Raw genomic sequence first — 21,908 nt, 5'->3', positions numbered from 1 at the left:
AACAGAAGAAATTAAAAATCAACCACAGCATAACGCTGCATTTGTAAAATTACATCTGGATTGGGGCAATTTTGGGCATAGTGGTGCAGTTGATTGGCTGCACAAACACCAGGGTAATCACCTTTATAATCTTCCATATCTAACATTAACTGAAAATGAAGATGCGGTGGCCAATAACCATTTTCTTCCGGAACACCCAACCAGGCAAAATTTTCTCCTCGCTTTATCAATTGCCCTTCTGAAACACGGCTCAAACTTTTTAAAGCCAAATGGCCATACAAACTATAAAATTGTAGTTCATGAATATGGTGCGTTAATATAATGGTAGCACCATAATCGCCACAGGCTTTATTGAAAGCAAAACTATGTACTGTGCCGGCTAAGGGTGCCATTACGGGTGTACCTTCTCTTCCCCAAATATCTATTCCTAAATGAATACGGCGGGGTGCAGTACCATCAAACACTGAGCTACGGGCATAAATATTGCGGTGTTCCAAATAGCCGCCAATACCATATTTTGCTTTTGCCTGCCGCAAAACACCATTCACGGTTGTTGCAAACAAAGCCACATTTTCCACTACTTCTTTGCGCCAAATATCATTTTTTGCTGTAAAATCCATTGCTAATAATTTGTCGGAAAACGCCTGAAAAGGCACTATGGAAGCAAAGCTGGTTTGTAGCGGCTGTATCCGTTCATAAAAATCTGTAAGGCTATCCATTTTGCGTGATTATCTTTAATGCTCTGATAAAAATAAAACTAAATGCCATGCAGAAATTTATCTTTTTCATGATGCTGTTAGGTTACAGCATTATAGGTTCTTCGCAAAACAATCCACCCTTGTGGTTACGTTACCCGGCTATTAGCCCTGACGGCAATACCATTGTATTTGGTTATAAAGGCGATTTATACAGTGTACCTGCCACCGGTGGCACTGCCATCCCGTTAACACTAAATGAATCGCAGGAAGAAATGCCCGTTTGGAGTCATGATGGAAAAAGTATTGCATTTGCCTCTGACCGTTATGGAAATTTTGATGTGTTTGTAATGCCTGCGAATGGCGGCGAAGCAAAACGCATCACTTTTAACTCAGCCAATGATTTTCCATGGGATTTTTCGCCCGACAATACCAAAGTGATTTTTGGAAGTAGCCGAAATGATTTGAATACATCTGTTCGTTTTCCACAAAAAGCGTTGTTCTTAAAATTGTATGATGTGCCAGTAAGCGGCGGCAGAAACATTCTTTTAAATACTGCCGGCACTGAAGACGTGCATTACAGCAATGATGGAAAAGAAATTGTGTTTCAGGATAGAAAAGGGTATGAAGACCCCTGGCGCAAACACCATACCAGTAGCGTAACGCGTGATATTTGGTTGTACAACTTCCAAACAAAAAATTATAGAAAATTAACGAGTTTTATTGGCGAAGACAGAGAGCCTGTTTTTTCAGCCGACAACCAATATGTGTATTATTTAAGCGAGAAAAACGGTACACAAAATATTTACAAAATGCCTTTGCAATTAAAAATGGCAGAACAGCAATTGACCGATTTTAAAGATTATCCGGTCAGACATCTTTCCCGCTCTAACAACAACACCCTTTGTTTTTCCTGGAATGGTGAAATATATACGCTGAAGCCGGATGGTAAACCGGAAAAAGTAAACATCATCATTAACGCAGATACCCGGGGCAATGTTGAAAAAAATGTAACCATTAATGGTGGCGCCACTGAAATGAGTGTATCGCCTAACGGTAAGGAAATTGCGTTTGTATTTAGGGGCGAAGTATTTGTAACCAGTACCGATGGTAGTTATACCAAACGCATTACCAATACACCACAACAGGAAAGAATGGTGGCATTTGCACCCGATGGAAGAAGTTTATATTATGCAGCAGAAAGGGGTAACAGTTGGGATATTATAAAAGCTACCATTGCTCGTAAAGATGAGCCTTATTTTTATGCTGCTACATTAATTAAAGAAGAGCCGATAATTGCTACCGAGAAGGAAGAATTTCAACCCATGCCTTCACCCGATGGTAAAAAAATTGCTTATCTGGAAGAAAGAAATACACTCCGAGTGTACGATATAGCTACTAAAACCAGCACCACTATATTACCGGCAGGACAGAACTTTTCTTACAGCGATGGCGATCAACGATATGAATGGAGCCCGGATAGCAAATGGATAGCCGTTAGAAGCAGTAAAGGTGTTTTTGGTTTAAGCGGCGGTGCTATATTGGTATTTAAAGCAGATGGCACTGATGCCACCGGCACTGATGTTACCCAAAGCGGTTTTAGCAATAACCGCCAGCAATGGGCAATGGGCGGCAAAGCCTTGCTCTTTACCTCTGATAAAGAAGGTAAACGCTCATTGGCTATACAGGGGCCCAAAGAAGCTGATGTTTATGCTTTATTCTTTAACAAAGCAGCTTATGATCAATTTCAACTGAATAAAGAAGATGCAGCCTTATTAAAAGAAAAAGAAAACAAGGATACCATTAAAAAGAAAGAAAACATAGTATTGGATTTTAGCAACATAGATCATCAGAAAGTAAGGCTTACCAATGCTTCCATGAATTTGGATGATTATAAATTATCGGCCGATGGCAGCAAATTGTTTTTATTAGCCCGATTTGAGCAAGGCGCCAATTTATGGCAAATGGATACCCGTACTAAAGAAATGAAGCTGCTTACCAAATTAAGCAGTGGGGGTAATATGGAATTGAGCAAAGATGGTAAACAATTATTTGTTTTAGGCGGCGGTAAGTTGATGAAAGTAGATGTAGAAGACGGCAAGGTAACCCCCGTTACTATTAACGGCGAAATGATTTTAAATACTGCCGGTGAACGTGCCTATATATTTGAACATGCCTGGCGCCAGGTAGAAAAGAAATTTTACGACCCCAAATTACATGGCGTTAACTGGGCAATGTACAAAACAGATTATGCCCGTTTTCTACCCCACATCAATAACAACTACGACTTCCAGGAATTGTTAAGCGAATTATTGGGCGAACTAAATGCCTCGCATACGGGTGGCCGTTATACACCACGTAACCCCGATGGCGACAATACCGCCTCATTAGGTTTATTTTATAATGAAATGAAAGGCGGCAATGGATTAGAAATTACAGAAGTGATAAAAGGCGGACCTGTTGATAAAGCCTCCAGCAAAATAAAAGCAGGCGATATAATCATGGCTATTGACGGTGAAAATATTACCGATACCAACGACTGGAATATTTTTTTAAACAGAAAAGCAGGTAAAAATGTTTTGTTGCAGGTGTATAATCCTGCTACTAAAACCACTTGGGAAGAGACCGTTAAACCCATTACCGTTAGTGAAGAAAATGCACTATTATACAAACGCTGGACCAACACCATGTCTGAAATGGTTAACAAACTGAGCAACGGACAAATAGGTTATGTACACATACAAGGTATGAACGATGCGAGTTACAGAGAGTTTTTTGATAAGGTTATGGGGAAAAACTACAACAAAAAAGCACTGATTGTAGATACCCGTTTTAATGGCGGAGGCTGGCTGCATGATGATTTGGTTACTTTCTTGAAAGGGAAACAATACCTCAGTTTTGCTCCTTATGGCTTTAAAGCAGAAGGTGGTGAACCCGCAGGCAAATGGACGAAACCCAGTTGTGTGTTAATGAGCGAAAGCAATTATAGCGATGCATTTTTATTTCCCTATGCTTATCGTTCCAATGGTATTGGCAAACTCATTGGTAAGCCGGTACCCGGCACCGGTACTGCCGTTTGGTGGGAAACACAAATAGACCCTACCATTGTTTTTGGCATACCCATGATTGCTACCATTGGTAAAGAAGGGCGCCCAACAGAAAACCTGCAAATTAATCCGGATATTGATGTAGATAATCCGTACAATGATGTATTGTTTGGAACAGATGATCAGTTGGCGGCAGCAGTAAAAGAAATGCTGAAAGAAACCAAAACCAATCAATAATAATAATAACGGTACCGTATATTATTTCAATAGAGGCCGTCTCAAAACTATTTGAGGCGGTCTTTTTATTTTGTATAAATTTCTAAGTTCAAATAATAGGTGCAATTTTTTAAATATTTGTATTTACGACAGGTAGTATAAACCAAAAGGTACTTCCAGAGCCAAAATCACTGATAACATGAATGCTGCCACCCTGTGCTTCCATAAATTCTTTACATATACTAAGCCCTAAACCGGTTCCTTCATTTCTATTGCCGGGTATACGGAAATAGCGATCAAAAATTTTATTGATGTATTGCGGTGCAATACCAATACCAAAATCTTGTACCGAAAACTGAAAATTATTGTTGATTTGCTGTACCTTAATTTCAACAATTGAGTTATCGTAAGAATACCGAATGGCATTAGAAATGAGGTTCGACAATACCCATGCTGTTCTGTCTTTATCAGCCATTACCTCAGGTAAATTTTCGGGTAAATGAATGTTTAAATGAATATTTTTCTGTGATGCCATTTTTTGATTGGCTTCAATAGCATATTGTACAATTTCATAAGGAGTACATGGAGCAACAGAAAGCTCAATTGCCCCACTCTCTAATTGCGATAAATTTAACAACTCACCGGTTATTTTTAGTAATCTTGTGGCATCCTCTTTTATACTTTCAACAAGGCTTATTTGTTCTTCATTTAAAGTTCCGAGTTGTTTTTTACCAAGTAACTCAACACTCAATTGTATGGAGGATAAAGGCGTTTTCAATTCATGTGAAATGGTTGCAATAAAATTTGTTTTTGCAAAATCTAACTCTTTATAAGGGGTAATATTTTGCAGCAGAATTACATTACCTATCAATTTTTCTTCAGTTTCTCCGGTTGGAATAATTCTGATGGGTATAATTTCTTTTTCGAAGTAACTTTCTTTATTATTAGCATATATTTTTATAGGTTGTTTCTTAATACTTTCATTCTTTGTTTCTACAAACATCTCATGTACCAGATTTCTAATCAGGTCATTTTTAACTGCAATATCCTGAACCGGTTTTCCCATTGCATCTGTATTCTTTAACCCGGTTATTTGTAAAGCCGTATTATTCATAAATAAAATTCTTTTTTGCTCATCTAAACCAATAATCGGATCTTCCAAATTATCAATGAGTGTTTCAATTCGTTTTTTGGCCATCATCAGTTTATCAATATTACTAAGCTGATATTCCTCTAATTTTTCTGCCATAGTATTAAATGATGATGCCAGCTCTGCAAATTCATCATGCCCCGAAAAATGAACCCTTTGTGAATAATTTTGTGCTGCAATCTGTTTAATACTATCGGTTAATTCACGGATAGGATTGGCAATGCTGCCCGGCAAATTAACAAACATTACAAATGCTGCTAAAAAACAAATAGTACCTGCTAAAGTTATCCAGAATACAGATTTTTGAGCGGTTAAATTAGCAATATTGCTTTTGCGTTGAATGGCTTGCATATTTAACAGCATAATATCGGTAATATCATTTCTAATTTGCTTTAATAAACCTGAATCTTTTGGATTTGCCATTAACTGTTGAAAATGAGAGGTTAAATGACTGGTTAATTCATCCTCGCCAATTTCTGTAATATTATGTTGTTGATGTTGCAGGCTATTTAAAAAAAGTTTAAGATTATCTTTTTGTTCTATACCATTATTTAATGCAATTTCCATATTTCTGGAATAATCAATTGTATTGTAGTTGGCAACGAGAATATTTTTTGAATCGGAAGACAATTTATTGATGTAGAAAATACTCAAAGCAGTAAGCAGAATTATCATTCCAAATAACAATCCTATTCCAATTGACAATTTCACCTTCGTTTTCATCTGTTATAGTTTGATTTTAGCTACTTGAAAAATAACTCAATCATTTTCCCGATTGGTATGCAGCTTTTATTATGGCTCATTTCATGTTGTTTAATTTGTTGTCATTACTTTTTTGGAATAATGAATGCTTTAACTCAATATAACCAGATCTATTTTACTGGAAGATAATTTTTTTAATAATTCATTAAAAACATTGGTAACCAGTATTAAACGAAACAAACTGAGATGGGGTTTGCCAATACAAATGGTGGTAATAAAACGTTCTTCAGATTGTTCAATAATTGTTTTAGCAATATTGTTATTAGATACTTTTATGATTTCTGCCCCTAATTCAGTAGCTATTTTAAAATTGTTGATTAAGTGTCGCTGTTTATCTAATGGTATGCGTTCCGGACTTTCTTTTGGCGTTTGCACATATAATACATACCATTTTGAATTATAATAATTGGCCAATCGTGCTGTTTTGCGAATAACCGTTTTAGCAGTATACTCATTAGAACTGATACAGGCTAAAAATCGTTCATGTTTTAGTGCATTGCTCTTTATAACTTCTGTTTCAACTTTTCTTTCAACCTGCGAAGCTACCTCTTTCAATGCCAATTCTCTTAATTGCAAAATATGTTCACTCTGAAAAAAATTTTTCAGTGCTGCGGCTATTTTATCTGATGTATAAATTTTACCTTCTTTTAATCGGCTAATCAATTCATCGGCTGTAAGATCAATGTTAACTACTTCATCTGCCTGATTCAGCACACTATCGGGTATTCGTTCTTTTACTTCAATACCGGTAATTTTTTTTACTTCTTCATTCAGGCTTTCAATGTGTTGAATATTTACAGCACTAATTACACTAATTCCTGCATCTAAAATATCTAAAACATCCTGCCATCTTTTTTCATTTTTGCTTCCCTCAATATTGGTATGGGCCAGTTCGTCTATAATTACTACTTCAGGTCTTAACTGCATAATGGCAGCAACATCTAACTCTTCTAACTCCTTTCCTTTGTAAAATAATTTTCGTCGGGGTATTTGTGGAAGCCCTTCTAACAATGCTTCCGTTTCCTTACGTTGGTGTGTTTCTATATAACCAATTTTTATATCGATACCATTTTTTAACAGGGCATGTGCTTCCTGTAACATCCGGTATGTTTTTCCTACACCTGCACTCATGCCAATGTAAATTTTAAATTTACCGCGTTTCGACTTTTTAATCAAGTCTAAAAAATGTTGTACTGTTTCTTCTTTGCCCGGCATTATAATACAATTGAAATAGAAGTGGTCATTGCAAAATTGTTATGAACAGGTATATTATTATTTTCGAAATAGGTTTCAGCGGCATAAAAATCTCTTGCCTCTATTCTCCATAAAAGTTTTGAACTAATAGCTCTATCATAATTAATGGAATATCCAAATGTTTTAAAACCATTTTGAAAATTTGCAGGAATAATAACATTATCAGGATCTGCATAATATTCTATTCTTGCAGCCCACACATTTTTTGGAGATGGTTTCCATTGTGCAATACATACGTAAGAATACCAATGATTGAAGGAATGACTTCCGGTTGATTTTTGTTGAAAACCTATATCAAAGCCTGCTGTAATACCCCATTGTTGTGTTAGCTGAAATATACCATACAAATTATGAAAATAACGCATTGCACGAATACTGTCAGGAAGTATATTGCCTATAAATGAACTACTGTTGAGGGTAATATTTGATGTGGGTTTAAATGTAATTTGATGGCCAAAAGCAGGTGTATTATTGCCATTGATTCTGCTTATATTTTGCCAGCCGTTCAACAATAATAGAGCCATATACCATTTTTGGTTGGGTGTAGTATATGCTACCCTTACACCACTTTCATAATAGGGTGTATTCTCCGCCAAAATACTTCTGGAGAGTGTCCAACAATCTTTTCCAATAGCACTTTCAAAACCGATATGTGAAGCAAAAATACCGGCATCTGCCCAAATATCCTTTTTGCGGGATAGCTTTATGCCTATATTAGCTTCAAAAATATTTTTAAATACTCCATTTTCTGTTGAAAGATTGGCATTCATATAAGTTCCTGTAGCAAAAGCAAGATTTGCCCTTACCTTATTTTCAGTAATAGCAGCTTTTAAAAATCCAAGATTCAAATTTACCTCATTGTGTTGGTTGTAGCTATATAAAAAAGCAGGTCTGTTATGGTTAGGCGGATTTGCAAAATCATAAGCATAATATACATCCAAATAGCCACTAAGTTGTAGCTTTTGATTCAATGAATCGTTTTGGGCATGGGCATAACCTGTAATTATATAAACGGATAGAAACATAATTTTCTTCATGTACCAGTTCATTTTACATTCTTGCATGCATAGCTGATGTATCTCTTTAATGGTTTGTCAAGGAATCTAAAGCAATGTTAAGCGCCAATACATTCACAGATTCGGGTCCAAAAATTCCTAACAAGGGTTTATCGGTATGCTGCCGCACCAATGATTCAATAATAGTTTTAGGAATATGTCTTATTTGGGCAATTCTGTTTACCTGTATCATAGCAGATTGCACAGCAATATGAGGATCTAAGCCGCTACCACTTGCGGTAACCAAATCAGACGGTATAGCCGATGCTGGAACACCGGGATGATGGACTTGAAATGAATCAACATGTTGTTGTACCGAAAGCAAATAATCCGGATTATTGGGCCCTTTATTACTTGCACCTGCTGCTGCTGCATTATAATTAACAGCAGAAGGTCTTGACCAAAAATATTTATCATCCGAAAATTTTTGTCCGATATTCCGGTACATTTTTTTTCCATGCACCATCCATACTGCAGCCTCTCCTTTATCAGGCGTAATCTGAGCAACGCACCATACTAATGCAGTATACATTACAGAAAAAAGAAGCAAGCAAACCAATGTTAAACGAATGGCAGGTAATAAATAGTATTTCATAAAGTTTTTATATAAAATTTGCAACAACAATATCAATGATTTTAATGCCAACAAAAGGAACAATAATTCCCCCCAGTCCGTATATCAGCAAATTACGCCGTAGCAGTGCGCTTGCACCAATAGGTTTATATACTACACCGCGCAATGCCAGTGGAATGAGCAGCGGTATAATAATGGCATTAAAAATAACTGCAGAAAGAATAGCGCTTTGCGGGCTATGCAAATGCATGATATTCATTCCCTGTAGGGCAGGTATATAGGTAATGAACAATGCGGGCACAATTGCAAAGTATTTTGCAACGTCGTTTGCAATACTAAAGGTTGTTAAAGTGCCGCGTGTCATTAATAATTGTTTTCCAATTTCAACTACTTCAATCAATTTTGTAGGGTCATTATCGAGATCTACCATATTACCGGCTTCTTTGGCTGCCTGTGTTCCACTGTTCATAGCTACCCCTACATCTGCCTGAGCCAATGCCGGTGCATCGTTGGTGCCATCTCCCATCATTGCAACCAGCCTTCCTGAAGCCTGTTCTATTTTTATATAATTCATTTTATCTTCCGGCTTTGCTTCAGCAATAAAATCATCCACACCTGCTTTTTCAGCTATAAACCTGGCTGTTAACGGATTATCGCCGGTAACCATAACTGTTTTAATACCCATCTTCCGTAAACGCTCAAACCTTTCTTTAATACCTGTTTTAATAATATCCTGCAATTCTATAACCCCCATTACTTTCTCATTTTCAGCAACCACCAATGGTGTACCACCTTTACTTGAAATGGATTGAACAGTTGCATGTACATATTCAGGAAATGTATTTCCTGCATTTTCACAAATTTTTCGGATAGCATCTGCTGCACCTTTTCTGATACGCATATCACCTATATCAATACCCGAACATCTGGTTTCTGCAGTAAATGGTATGAAACGTGGGTTGTTGAGCTGCATCAACGCAGTATCTAATGCAGCTAATTCAATAATCGATTTTCCTTCGGGCGTTTGATCGGAAACCGAACTCATTACAACCAGTTTCTTAAAATAATCGGGATCAACATTTGTAGCAGGATAAAATTGAGTCGCTTTTCTGTTTCCAATGGTAATGGTACCTGTTTTATCTAATAGTAACACATCAATATCGCCGGCAGTTTCTACTGCTTTGCCGCTTTTGGTAATTACATTGGCTTTCAATGCACGATTCATCCCTGCAATTCCTATTGCTGATAACAACCCACCAATGGTAGTAGGTATCAGGCAAACAAATAAGGCAATAAAAGCGGCAATGGTAATAGGTGTATGCGCATAATCTGCAAATGATTTTAAAGTAACTGTAACAATGATAAAAACCAGTGTAAAACCTGCCAATAAAATGGTTAATGCAATTTCGTTGGGTGTTTTTTGTCGTGAGGCACCTTCCACTAAAGCAATCATTTTATCTAAAAAACTTTCGCCCGGTTCACTGGTTACCTTTACTTTAATTGTATCGCTAAGTACTTTAGTACCGCCTGTAACGCTGCTTTTATCGCCACCCGCTTCTCTAATTACAGGTGCACTTTCACCGGTAATAGCACTTTCATCAATGGTTGCCAGGCCTTCTACTATTTCCCCATCGGCAGGAATAATATCATCTGTTTCACATATAAAAATATCCCCTTTTTTTAATTTGGAAGCCGGAACAACAATCATTTCATTCACATACATTTCGCCTACCGGCAATATTAATTTGGCAGGTGTGTCTTCCCTTGTTTTCCGCAAACTGTTGGCTTGTGCTTTACCCCTTGCTTCGGCAATGGCCTCTGCAAAATTGGCAAATAGCAATGTAATGAACAGTAATAATGTAATTACCAAATTGTAAGTTAAACTTCCCTGACCATTTGCTCCGCCAGCAATCCAGATACATACTCCTCCCATTACTACGGTTCCTACCCAAACGGTAAACATGACCGGATTTAAAATCATGGTAGCAGGATTTAATTTCAGGAATGACTGCTTTAATGCACCGGCCAATAATGCTTTATTTAAAAATTGTTTAGATGCAATATGATTCATTTGAATATATTTTTAATGAAAGGAAAAATATTCAGCAACAGGCCCTAAAGCCAAAGATGGAAAAAATGATAAAGCTGCAACAATTATAATAACGGCCATTACCATTAAGCCGAAGGTAACCGTATCGGTTTTTAACGTACCGGCACTTTCAGGAATATATTTTTTTTGTGCCAGTAAACCGGCAATAGCTACCGGCCCAATGATGGGCAAATACCTCGATAACAGCATTACAATGCCATCCGAAATATTCCACCAGGGAGTATTGGCTCCAAGCCCTGCAAATTCGCTACCGTTATTGGCACTGGCAGAAGTAAATTCATATAACATTTCGCTAAAGCCATGAAAACCCGGATTAGAAAGCCAGCCCGCATATTCAGCAGGATGATGCGCATATAAATAAGCAGCAATGGCTGTACCCGATAATATTAAAAATGGATGAATCAAAGCAATAATCATCGCTATTTTCATTTCTTTTGCTTCAATTTTTTTACCCATCAGTTCGGGTGTTCTGCCTACCATTAATCCACTGATAAATACAGCCAGTATCATGAAAATATAAAAGTTTAAAAAGCCTACGCCAATACCCCCATAAAAAGCATTTACCATCATTCCCAACATGGTACACATGCCGGCAAGCGGCATAAAACTATCATGCATCGCATTTACAGAACCATTACTGGTTACTGTGGTAACAATTCCCCAATACGCTGATGCAGCAGCCCCCAAACGCACTTCTTTGCCTTCCATATTGCCCGAGGTTTGTTCTATTCCCATTTTTGCAATGGCAGGATTCCCTGCAGTTTCCATTATAATGGTGGGTGCTAATAATAAAAAGAAACCCACCGTCATTACCCCAACAATTAGCCAGGCTAATTTTTTCCGTTTCAGCATATAGCCCATTGTAAATATTAATGCAATGGGTAATAATGCAATGGCTATGGTTTCAACCATATTGGTGAAATAATTAGGATTTTCAAATGGATGAGCCGAGTTAGGCCCGAAGAAACCTCCTCCATTTGTTCCCAACTGTTTAATGGCAACAAATGCTGCTACCGGCCCTCTGCTTACCTGAACTGTATCGCCCTGTAATGTAGTAATGGTATCTTTACCCTTAAACGTCATGGGCATACCGTTCAATAAAAACAAAACTGCCATTATAAAAGCAATGGGTAATAAAATCCGGGTACAGCTTCTTACAAAAAGAAAGTAAAAGTTACCCAAAGAATGGTTTGCACCCTCTTTCATAGCCTTAAAAACTACAACACATATTGCCATTCCGCAACCTGCACTGATAAATTGAAATAACATTAAAACTAACTGACCCAGATAAGACATACCTGTTTCACCGGAATAATGCTGCAGATTGGTATTTGAAATAAAACTTACAGCAGTATTAAAAGCCAGATCGGCCGACATGGAGGGATTATGATCAGGATTTAGTGGCAAATGCGCCATATTGGTTAAAACCAACATGGCCAGAACAAACCAGATAAAATTAATGGTGAGTAATACTTTTAAATGTTGCTTCCAATTCATTTCTATTTTCGGATCAACGCCTGATATTCGATAAATCAGTTGATCAATTGGATTGAAAATGGGATCTAACCAGGTGGTTTCTCCTGAAAATAATTTACCCATATACCTGCCTAACGGAATGGCTAACAATACCGTTATCATAAACATGGCTATGATGCCATACATTTCAGTATTCATTTGCTTTGTTTAATTTATTTTAAAATATCAATATGTTCACGGTAAAATGCAGCACGGTAGTGGTACAGCTTAACATTCATTACCTAAAATTGACAGCTCATCTGCTGTGTTAAAATTTTTCAGGATGAATTAAAACATAGCACATATATACAAATACTATAATCGCTACAAAAAATAATAAAAGCATAAGTTTAAATTTTTTCGAACCAATGAATCATTACGTTAAACAACAGAAACGCTAACAGACCGGTAATTAGTAAAAGTAAAAACAGCATGTTGGTATTTTTTATGTATAAATAATATAAGCAGTTTAAGTGGATGATACATCATTCCATCCTTAAACTGTGCCAGCATATTGGCAAAACAAGTGCCAGCTAAAATAAAATACATGAAAATCCTTACTGGAAATGAATTATAAAAATAATATAGTATATATATACAACAACAAACCCTTTCAAAATAAAAGGGTTCACACTATCATTTTAAAAGGGTATGCCTTATGCGCAACACCAAAATAAAAATAAAACTATTATTCAACTGAACTCGTTATTTTATATTCTTCAATTTTTCTGTACAAAGTAGTTAGGGCAATATTCAGTAAGCGTGCAGTTTCTGTTTTATTACCCCCGGTATATTGCAGTACTTTTTGTATGTGTGCTTTTTCAACATCAGCCAGTGCTAATGAAGGTGCAGACACATTACCCATTTGTAAATCGGGTACCTGATAAAAATCAACCGGTAGGGAGGCAGGTTCTAAAATATTATTTTCAGTTAAAATAACACTTCGTTCAATAATATTTTTCAGTTCACGGATATTTCCTTTCCATGTATGTTTTTGTAACAATTGTATGTATGCCGGAGCAATGCCGGTTATTTTTTTATTTGTTTTTTCCGAAAAATATTGTAAAAAATGATTGGCTAATAATGTAATATCGTCAATACGTTCCCGTAAGGAAGGCAGTTGTATTTGAAATACTGAAATACGGTAAAACAAATCTTCCCGAAAGCGGCCGGCATTTACTTCCTTTTTTAAGTCGCGGTTAGTTGCCGCAATTAATCTAACATTTACCCTGGTAACATTGTTATCGCCCACTTTCAGAAATTCGCCTGTTTCTATTACACGCAGTAGTTTTGCCTGCAAATCGAGGGGCATTTCACCTATTTCATCTAAAAAAATGGTACCCTCATTGGCTTCTTCAAAAATACCTTTAGTATCTTTTATAGCACCGGTAAATGCACCGGCTTTATGTCCAAATAATTCATTTTCCAATAATTCTTTACTGAAGGCGGAACAATTCACTGCAATAAAATTACCGTTCTTTCTTTTTCCTGCCTGATGTATGGCCTGTGCAAAAACTTCTTTACCGGTTCCTGTTTCGCCGGTTAATAAAACAGTGGCATCTGTTTGTGCTACTTTTCGGGCGGCTTCAATGGCTAATTGAATACTTTTTGAACAACCAAGTATACTGTTTAATGCATATTTATTATCTAACTGTTTTTCTAATTGTTGTACCCTTTTTGCCAGTTTCACTTTTTCAAGTGCTCTGTAAAGCAATGGAATAATTTTATAATTATCATCTCCCTTTGTTATATAATCAAATGCTCCATTTTTTATAGCTTGTACACTATCCGGAATATTGCCATAGGCTGTCATCAAGATAATTTCAAGCGCAGGATACTTTTGTTTGATATTTTTGGCCAAATCAACACCATGCTCATCGGGCAATTTAACATCGCAAAGTACAATATCTATATTTTGCTGTTCTAATTTTTTAAGCCCGGTTTTTCCATCGCCGGCCTGTAATACATCAAATCCTTCTAAACTCAACATTTTTGCCAACAGTGTTCTGAGTTTTACCTCATCATCTATAATTAAAATAGTATTTGCCATGCGTAACAATAAATGTAACTTGAATAAATGTAAAAGCAATTAGTATTATAACCCAAATGTAAGTATGTAAATAACTACATCATTTTATTTGTACCATTCAAATTTTAAAATATAATTAATAAATTGAACTATTATTTCTTTTATACCTGAGCCATAAAAGCAATCATTTTTTCAGAAGTGCTACTAATTTTACAACTATTTTACTGTTGTAATATGCTTAATGTCGTTTATGGCTGTTCGTTGTATATACTTTTACACTAAACACAACCAATTTATTGGAAAGCTTATTTTTAACCTACTTTCATTTTACTATCTATAAAAAGCCCCGCAATAAGCAGGGCTTTTTAGTTATTTAATGCAGCAAACCTTCCGGTATGGGTTTCTTAATTAAATATTTGTAAATGAACTTCGCTTTCAGATTTTGAAAATCATCCCATTTAGCAGGCAAATAAGGCCAACCATGGCGCCCACCGGGATACAACATCATTTCAAAAGGCTTCTTGGCATCTTCCAAAGCACTAATTAATTGTATGCTGTTTTGCATATGTACATTATCATCCATAGTACCATGTACAATTTGCAACAGGCCTTTATACCGACCAATATAACTCAATACACTACTTTTTTTATAACCCTCCGGATTGCTTTCCGGTGTACCCATATAGCGTTCAGTATAATGGGTATCATACAGGCTCCAGTCTACCACACTGCCACCGGCCATACCATAAGTAAACACATCCGATTTGTAGGTTAATGCATAGCACGTCATATACCCCCCATAACTAAACCCTGTAATAGCAATACGGGCAGGGTCGGCACCAGCATTATGAATAAACCATTTGGCCATAGTGCTGTAATCTTCCATTTCCCAATACCCTAAATCATGGTACATATAGTTTACACCTGCTTTACCAAACTGGCCACTGGCACGGTGGTCAAACGCTACTTGTATTAACCCCTCCTGTGCCAATAGTTCGCGGCTGGGGCTCCAGTTCCACCTGTCCCATACGGTACCGGCATTAGGCCCTCCATAAATACTAATGAGCATGGGATATTTCTTCGTTTTATCATAATGTGCCGGCCAGGTAACCAAAGCGGGCAGTTCAAATAAACCATCAGCACTTTTAATACGTATAATTTCAGTTTTAGCAATAGCATACGCATCCATGTCAGGGCCTTTGGCATTACCCAGTTCTTTAACTATTTTACCATTTACATCTACCAATGCCATACGTGCTGGCGTTTGTGTATTACTGTAGGTGGTAATAAAATATTTACCACCGGGTGAAAAATTGATAGTATGGTTATAATTACCAAAAGTTAAGCGTTGGGGTTGTCCGCCATCAAAACTAATTTTATACAAATCGGTACGGGTTGAGTTTTCAATACCACGTGCTGTAAAATAAATGGTGCGATTGGCTTCATCAATATACTCAATTCCGGTAACGGTGAAATTTCCATTAGTAATAACATGTTGCAGGGTACCATCTATATTGTATAAGTACAGCATATTCCATCCACTTTTATCGCTCTGGGCAATATAACCGCTGCCATCTTTTAAAAAGTTAATACGGCCGCCTACCCTGTCTTCCAAATCAATCCAGGTTTTTTGTGTTTCGGTATATACCGGTTTACGTGCCCCCGTTTGTGTATTAACTTCATAAATAATCAGGCTGTCTTGTTTACGGTTCATCCAGGGCAACCATAAACTATTATTGCTGCTGCGCCACATGGGCCAGCCAAAATACTGGTCATCTTTCTCATTAAAATTGGCCCAGGTGGTATTGCCACCATCCGGACTAACAAATCCCATTTTCACTTCCGGATTTTTATCGCCTGCTTCGGGATAACGGGTATATTCCAAATAACCATGTTGCCCCTCGCTACTGTAAATAGGAAACATAGGCACCATACTTTCATCAAACCTGGCATAGGCAATGGTTTTGCTATCGGGGCTCCACCAAAAAGCCCGGTAATGGGTGGGGCGGCCATAAATTTCTTCCAAATATACCCAACTGGCATAGCCGTTTAAGGTAGTAGCCGAACCATCAAAGGTTAATTGTGTTTCTTTTTGTGCAGCAATGTTGTAGCTATATAAATTATTGTTTTTGGTATAGGCTATATAATTGCTATCGGGCGAGAAAGTGGGGTTGTGTTCCTGCGCCGTATCGTTGGTAATGCGTGTAGGCGTTCCGTTTACAAACAAATACAAGTCATGGTTCATTTCGGTAACAGCCTTATCAGGCTTTAACTGTGCAGGAGCAGTATACGATAACATTTTTCCCGAGGGAATATCAAATAAAAATGTTTGTGCATCTTCTCTTTTTTCGCCGCGTTGCAACAACAATACCTGGTTATTGTTCAGCCATTCTATTACAGAAGGCAGCGGTTTGTAAAAGCCGTTGGGCGCTTTTCCGGTAACCAATTGCGCCATACTTATTTCTTTTTGCTGGGCATAAGTAAACAATGCTGTTAAGCAACAGCATGCAATAATGCCAAAAATTTTCCTCATGTGTTTGAATTTTGCATGAAGATAAATATCCTCCTCCTTTTTTACGATACCATTCAAAAAAAAATTATAAACGCCAGTATTTTCGGGCTTTTTTCGAGATTTGTTCGACAGTTGTTCGACTCCGGCCCATACAAATGCAGCATTGATAAGGGTTGTATCGAACCATTGTCGAACATGTATCGAATTTGTCTCGAACAAGGTAGGGAGAAAGGGGTTGGAAATGGGTGGTGGGTGATGGTGGTTAGGAGGTGGGGATTGAGGAGCATGTGACTCCCAACTGTGAAAAGGATGAATAGGCAGTTTAAATGTGTGTATAAAGGGATTTCGTTAGAAAAAATGAGATAATATTTTTTTTATAAATACATAAATTTGATTAGTTTAGGGGGAGAAAAAAAAGCCCCACATTGTAAGGTGAGGCGACTTAAATGTTTTCACAACGGAATAATCCTTATTGTGATGATAAAAAAAGTGACTACCGAATATTATTCAAGCAGTCACTCAGAAAGAAGATCTGCGGCTTATAGCCTTGTTGTGATTTGTCTTTCAAATCAAATGTAGAAAGAAAAATAATCAATATGAAAAAAATTTTAGGACTTGATTTGGGTAGTTCATCAATTGGATGGGCATTAAGAGATGAAGAAAATAATATCAAAACGGGTGTAATAACATTCGATGCAGGAATGTTGAAAGGAACCGGAGGATATACTTCGCCAACTAAAGATAGACGTGAAGCTCGTTCGAAACGAAGATTATTACAAGCCAGGAAATACCGTAAATGGGCTTTGCTTGAGGTGCTGGGCGAAAAATATTCGCCGTTACAACAAACAGAACTTGAGCAATGGAGTAAATACAGGAAAGGGCACCCCCAAAAATTTCCGGAAAGTAAGAAGTTTTTAATGTGGTTGAAATGTGATTTTAGTTATTTAGAAATTGATACCGAATATAAAAATCCTTATGAACTAAGAGTAAAAGCTCTGGATAAAAAATTACATCCACATGAATTTGGCAGAGCATTATATCATTTAGTACAAAGAAGGGGGTATAAAAACATTGGTGAATCAGACACGGATGAGTTAAATATTGATGAAGCAAAAAAAAATATTGAAACAAAAAAACAACTTGAAAGAAGGGAAAGTGAAGGATTTGCTAAGGCATTAGAAACTAATCGTTCTATTGCTGAAGCCCTGAAAAAAGAATTTTTAGATAAAGGGAAACGAGCTAGGAATCAATATCCGCTGCGTAAGGAATATAGGCAAGAGTTTGAACTACTATGCAATGCACAGGGCTTTGACATACACAGAGATAGTGCAGGAATCTATCAGGATTTATTTGTTCAGAAATTATGGAAAGCAATTATCTGGCAGCGTCCTCTAAGAAGTCAAAAGGGGAATATTGGGCGGTGTACTTTAGAAAATGATAAGCCACGTTGTCCTGTTTCGCATCCATTATTTGAAATTTTCAGAGCCTTGCAATTCATCAATACCATCAAAACTGTACGTGAAGAAAATAATGAAACGATAAAAGAAGAATTACCACTTCACATAAGAGAAAAGTTGTATTATGATTTCTTTTTAAAAAAAGATAAAAATGTAAAGTTTGCAGAAATAAAAAAATTTCTTGATAAACAATTTAAACACTCTATTAAGTACAATTATAATTACAAAGATGACCACTCTGCATCTACCATGCCAGTGTGCAAGGGGCTTATAGATGTTTTTGGCACACCCGTTTTTGAACAAATTAAGGAGCTATACAAATATAATATTGGAAATGCACCTAAAATTATCAAAGAAAAGTATTCAGTGTTTGACTTATGGCATGCATTGTACAGTTTTGACGAAGCCTATCTTAAAAAGTTTTCAGTTCAAAAACTAAAAATTGCAGATGAGATAACTTCAAAAGGAAAAAATTATAACCCATTTGTTGAGATAAGGAAAAATATCACCTCTGCATATTCTGATTTAAGTGTAAAAGCTATCTGTAAAATTATTCCATTTTTACAGGAAGGTTTTTTGTATAATGAAGCAGTATTACTGGCAAAAATGCCTGAGTTAATAAATGGCAAATGGGATGTAAAGAAAGAAAAAATTTATGAGGCAATACAAATAGCAAATGGAAATTATAACTGGGAAAAAATGGTTATCGCCATTACAAACAGCTTAATAGACAGATGGAAAGGTTTACAACATGATGAAAAGTTTGCTTATAAAGACGTAAGCTACATTCTTCAACCTGATGATGTTGATGATATAACCCACGCCTGCCTGAAACATTTTGGGGAAACAACATGGAATAGTAAAAGCAGTGAGATAAAAAATAAAATCATCAATGAGGTGAAAGATCAATATCAGAAGTTTTTCAGTAATTCAAAAAGAGCTTTTAGGGAAACTTTTACTCTTGATAAAATACTGAATGATGAATTGAATAAACTGGAAATTCACCTGAAAGGAGAACTCTACCATCACTCCAAACGAGAGAATCTATATCTGAAAAAGACAGGAACAAAGCCTGACGGAACACCGAATCTTCCACTTGACAAAAAAACCGGCAAAGAAATTTTGCCAACTCCATTGATTGACAGTATCAAAAACCCCATGTTTAATAAAGCATTAAGTGTTTTAAGAAAGCTGCTGAATGAACTTATTATTAATGGAGATATCGATAATGATACAGAGATTATGATTGAGGTAGCGAGAGAATTAAACGACAATAACAAAAGAATTGCGATTGAACGTTACCAAAGAGAACGTGAAAATCAAAAAGAGAAGTACAAGGAATTTCTCAAAGAATTCAAGGAGAAAGAAAATATTTCTATTAACGTGGATGAAAATATTTCACTATTTGAAATGTGGAATGAACAAAACTTTTCAAAAGTACAAGACGATAAAGGAAATTCCCGGCTTGTACGAGAGCTTATATTAAAGGAAAAAGATTCTCTAAAAAGATATGAACTATGGATGGAACAAAAAGGCCAATGTATGTACACAGGAAAAATGATTGGCCTGAAACAATTATTTTCTAATGAAGTTGACATAGAACATACCATACCACGTAGTATATTACCGGATAATACCCTGTCCAATCAAACCGTTTGTTATGCATGGTATAACCGCGACAGAAAAAAGAAACAGTTTCCAACTAGTTGTGATAATTATGAAGAGAATGTAGATGACTGGGGAACTGCCATTAAACCACGGCTGAAAGAATGGATTAAAATCAGAGATCATTATGAAATAGAATATGAAAAACACAAAAAACATAAACCCGGAGAAGATGAAGCAGGAAAAAATGATCGTATTCAGAAAAAGCATTATTATAAAATGCACTTTGATTATTGGAATGATAAAATAGAACGGTTTACCTGTACAGAAATTAAAGAAAGCTGGATAAGGAGGCAACTCACCGATACACAAATGATATCAAAATATGCTCGGGAATTTTTAAGCATTTACTTCAATAATGTAAAAGTTCAGAAAGGCACCGTAACCGCCGATTTCCGAAAAATTTTCAGCATACAGGAAGAAGATGAGATTAAGAACAGGAATAAGCATACACATCATGCCATTGATGCTGCTGTTTTGACATTAATTCCGACAAACAGCAGTTATCGGGAACGATTATTGAAAACAATGTATGAGTGGCAAGAGCAAAAAAAGGGTCAATTTACTACTACGCCATTCGCCAATTATAATTCTCAACAATTAATACAAAATATAGACAACTCAGTACTGGTTGTCAATTATGTTACAGACAAAATTCTAAAAAGAACATATAAGATTAATCGAAACAGAGGCCGGATTATTTTCCTGCCTAATATCAAAAATCTTCCGGAACCATTAAAAGATAATCATCAAATCAAAAACGTAGTAGAAAGAGCAAATAAAATACCTAAAATAGCTTGTGGAGATAGTATAAGAACTTCCCTTTATAAACAAACCTTTGTGGCTAAACTCAGAGATGTAGAAAGAGAGAACGGAAAACCATTACGCAATGATGACGGAACGTGGAAGTTCAAAACCGGTGCAGATGAATTCTTTTATGCAGAAAGGGTAAGCATTAATGATGCAAAAAAATATATTAAGGATATCGTAGACCCTACTATTCAAAAACTAGTGAGTGAACAGAAAAATAACCCGATAGTTAAAGACCATCAGGGAAATATCATTCGCCATGTTCGGGTAAGAACAAATGCAGGAAAAATAGTAAAGCAAAGGTTAAATTATCAATCAAAAAATGAATATAAAAATCAATATTATGCAGCTTCTGGTGAGCTTCCTTACGCCGCATTTCTGCAACGGATTAATGATGGTAAGATAGAAAGATTGCTTATACCTATATCATCAGCAGAGTTAGCCAAAACGTATAAAACAAATAGAATATTTAATCTTGATAAATTTATTGAACTAAATTATCCCGATTTCGTGTATTATCCCGACAAAAAACTATTAAAAATTGGTCAGAAAATATTTGTTTTGAAAAATGATGATGAGTATGAAAAAAGAAATGATTTAAATTTCCAAGTGAAAAGGTTATATAAAATCACCCAGTTCCATTATACAGGTAACAAGATAATACTGCAATATCATTTAGAATCAAGAACAAAAGTAGAAATAGACAAATCAATTAAGGAGTCAAAAAACAGCATTTTAAAACCGTATGAACAAAAACTTAATATTCCGGTTATTATGCCAGATGAAAGCATAAGCAATATAGCAGACAGGAAGAAAGAGTATGAAAAAAGGCTTTACGATTTTGATGCACGAATTGAAAATGTCAGATATTATTCTTCGGAGGATTTTGCAAAAAAACTTAAATCTCAAATTGAAGAATTTAAAACTGAATCTTCTGAAATAAATGATAAAAATCCGGCTCCTATTTTGGGCTTAAGTCGAAGCAACTGGACCTTCTTGCTGGAAGGTGAAGATTTTAATATTTCGATGAGTGGAATACTTACATTTAAATAATATT

At 36.2% G+C, this 21,908-nt stretch carries 12 protein-coding genes; 2 read left to right on the top strand and 10 right to left on the bottom strand.

What is annotated here, in order from left to right; genetic code table 11:
- Nucleotides 1-11: 11 nt before the first annotated feature.
- Complete coding sequence (locus tag AC3QLY_RS07290) at nucleotides 12-719, bottom strand: peptidoglycan DD-metalloendopeptidase family protein (RefSeq protein WP_218330924.1); 708 nt, start codon at nucleotides 717-719, stop codon at nucleotides 12-14.
- 47 nt (nucleotides 720-766) lie between these two features.
- On the opposite strand from AC3QLY_RS07290, the gene AC3QLY_RS07285 reads away from it, so the two are divergent.
- Complete coding sequence (locus AC3QLY_RS07285; RefSeq protein ID WP_492991154.1) at nucleotides 767-3,979, top strand: S41 family peptidase; 3,213 nt, start codon at nucleotides 767-769, stop codon at nucleotides 3,977-3,979.
- 109 nt (nucleotides 3,980-4,088) lie between these two features.
- Here the strand turns inward: AC3QLY_RS07285 and AC3QLY_RS07280 are convergent, their stop codons facing one another.
- From AC3QLY_RS07280 to AC3QLY_RS07240, 9 genes are all read right to left on the bottom strand, one after another.
- A complete protein-coding gene (locus AC3QLY_RS07280; protein WP_074417488.1) occupies nucleotides 4,089-5,831 on the bottom strand; it encodes an ATP-binding protein in 1,743 nt (580 codons plus the stop codon).
- Nucleotides 5,832-5,960: 129 nt separating this feature from the next.
- Nucleotides 5,961-7,085 carry a sensor protein KdpD gene (locus AC3QLY_RS07275; RefSeq protein WP_288096604.1) on the bottom strand — a complete coding sequence of 375 codons (1,125 nt, stop codon included), beginning with the start codon at nucleotides 7,083-7,085 and terminating at the stop codon, nucleotides 5,961-5,963.
- The gene (locus AC3QLY_RS07270) at nucleotides 7,085-8,161 is read right to left on the bottom strand and encodes a porin (RefSeq protein WP_218330920.1); all 1,077 of its coding nucleotides are present in this window, start codon (nucleotides 8,159-8,161) and stop codon (nucleotides 7,085-7,087) included. Before AC3QLY_RS07270 ends, AC3QLY_RS07275 begins: the two co-directional genes overlap by 1 nt.
- A gap of 46 nt (nucleotides 8,162-8,207) precedes the next feature.
- Nucleotides 8,208-8,774 carry a potassium-transporting ATPase subunit C gene (locus tag AC3QLY_RS07265; RefSeq protein ID WP_218330919.1) on the bottom strand — a complete coding sequence of 189 codons (567 nt, stop codon included), beginning with the start codon at nucleotides 8,772-8,774 and terminating at the stop codon, nucleotides 8,208-8,210.
- Nucleotides 8,775-8,781: 7 nt separating this feature from the next.
- Complete coding sequence (gene kdpB, locus AC3QLY_RS07260; RefSeq protein ID WP_218330918.1) at nucleotides 8,782-10,824, bottom strand: potassium-transporting ATPase subunit KdpB; 2,043 nt, start codon at nucleotides 10,822-10,824, stop codon at nucleotides 8,782-8,784.
- Between the two features lie 12 nt (nucleotides 10,825-10,836).
- On the bottom strand, nucleotides 10,837-12,537 hold the full coding sequence (kdpA, locus tag AC3QLY_RS07255; protein ID WP_074421057.1) for a potassium-transporting ATPase subunit KdpA: 1,701 nt from the start codon (nucleotides 12,535-12,537) through the stop codon (nucleotides 10,837-10,839).
- Between the two features lie 109 nt (nucleotides 12,538-12,646).
- Nucleotides 12,647-12,724 carry a potassium-transporting ATPase subunit F gene (locus tag AC3QLY_RS07250; protein WP_074420511.1) on the bottom strand — a complete coding sequence of 26 codons (78 nt, stop codon included), beginning with the start codon at nucleotides 12,722-12,724 and terminating at the stop codon, nucleotides 12,647-12,649.
- Nucleotides 12,725-13,066: 342 nt separating this feature from the next.
- Nucleotides 13,067-14,428, bottom strand: coding sequence for a sigma-54-dependent transcriptional regulator (locus AC3QLY_RS07245; protein ID WP_218330917.1), 1,362 nt, complete (start codon nucleotides 14,426-14,428; stop codon nucleotides 13,067-13,069).
- A gap of 352 nt (nucleotides 14,429-14,780) precedes the next feature.
- Nucleotides 14,781-16,940, bottom strand: coding sequence for a S9 family peptidase (locus AC3QLY_RS07240; protein WP_218330916.1), 2,160 nt, complete (start codon nucleotides 16,938-16,940; stop codon nucleotides 14,781-14,783).
- Between the two features lie 575 nt (nucleotides 16,941-17,515).
- Here AC3QLY_RS07240 and cas9 point away from each other — a divergent pair.
- Nucleotides 17,516-21,904, top strand: a complete 4,389-nt coding sequence (cas9, locus tag AC3QLY_RS07235; protein ID WP_218330915.1) for a type II CRISPR RNA-guided endonuclease Cas9 — start codon at nucleotides 17,516-17,518, stop codon at nucleotides 21,902-21,904.
- Nucleotides 21,905-21,908: the final 4 nt, after the last annotated feature.

This window comes from Hydrotalea sp. GW822-HT8A01, from assembly GCF_058798575.1.
Note: the sequence above shows the minus strand (reverse complement) of the source record. Positions and strands in the feature narration are given on the sequence as shown.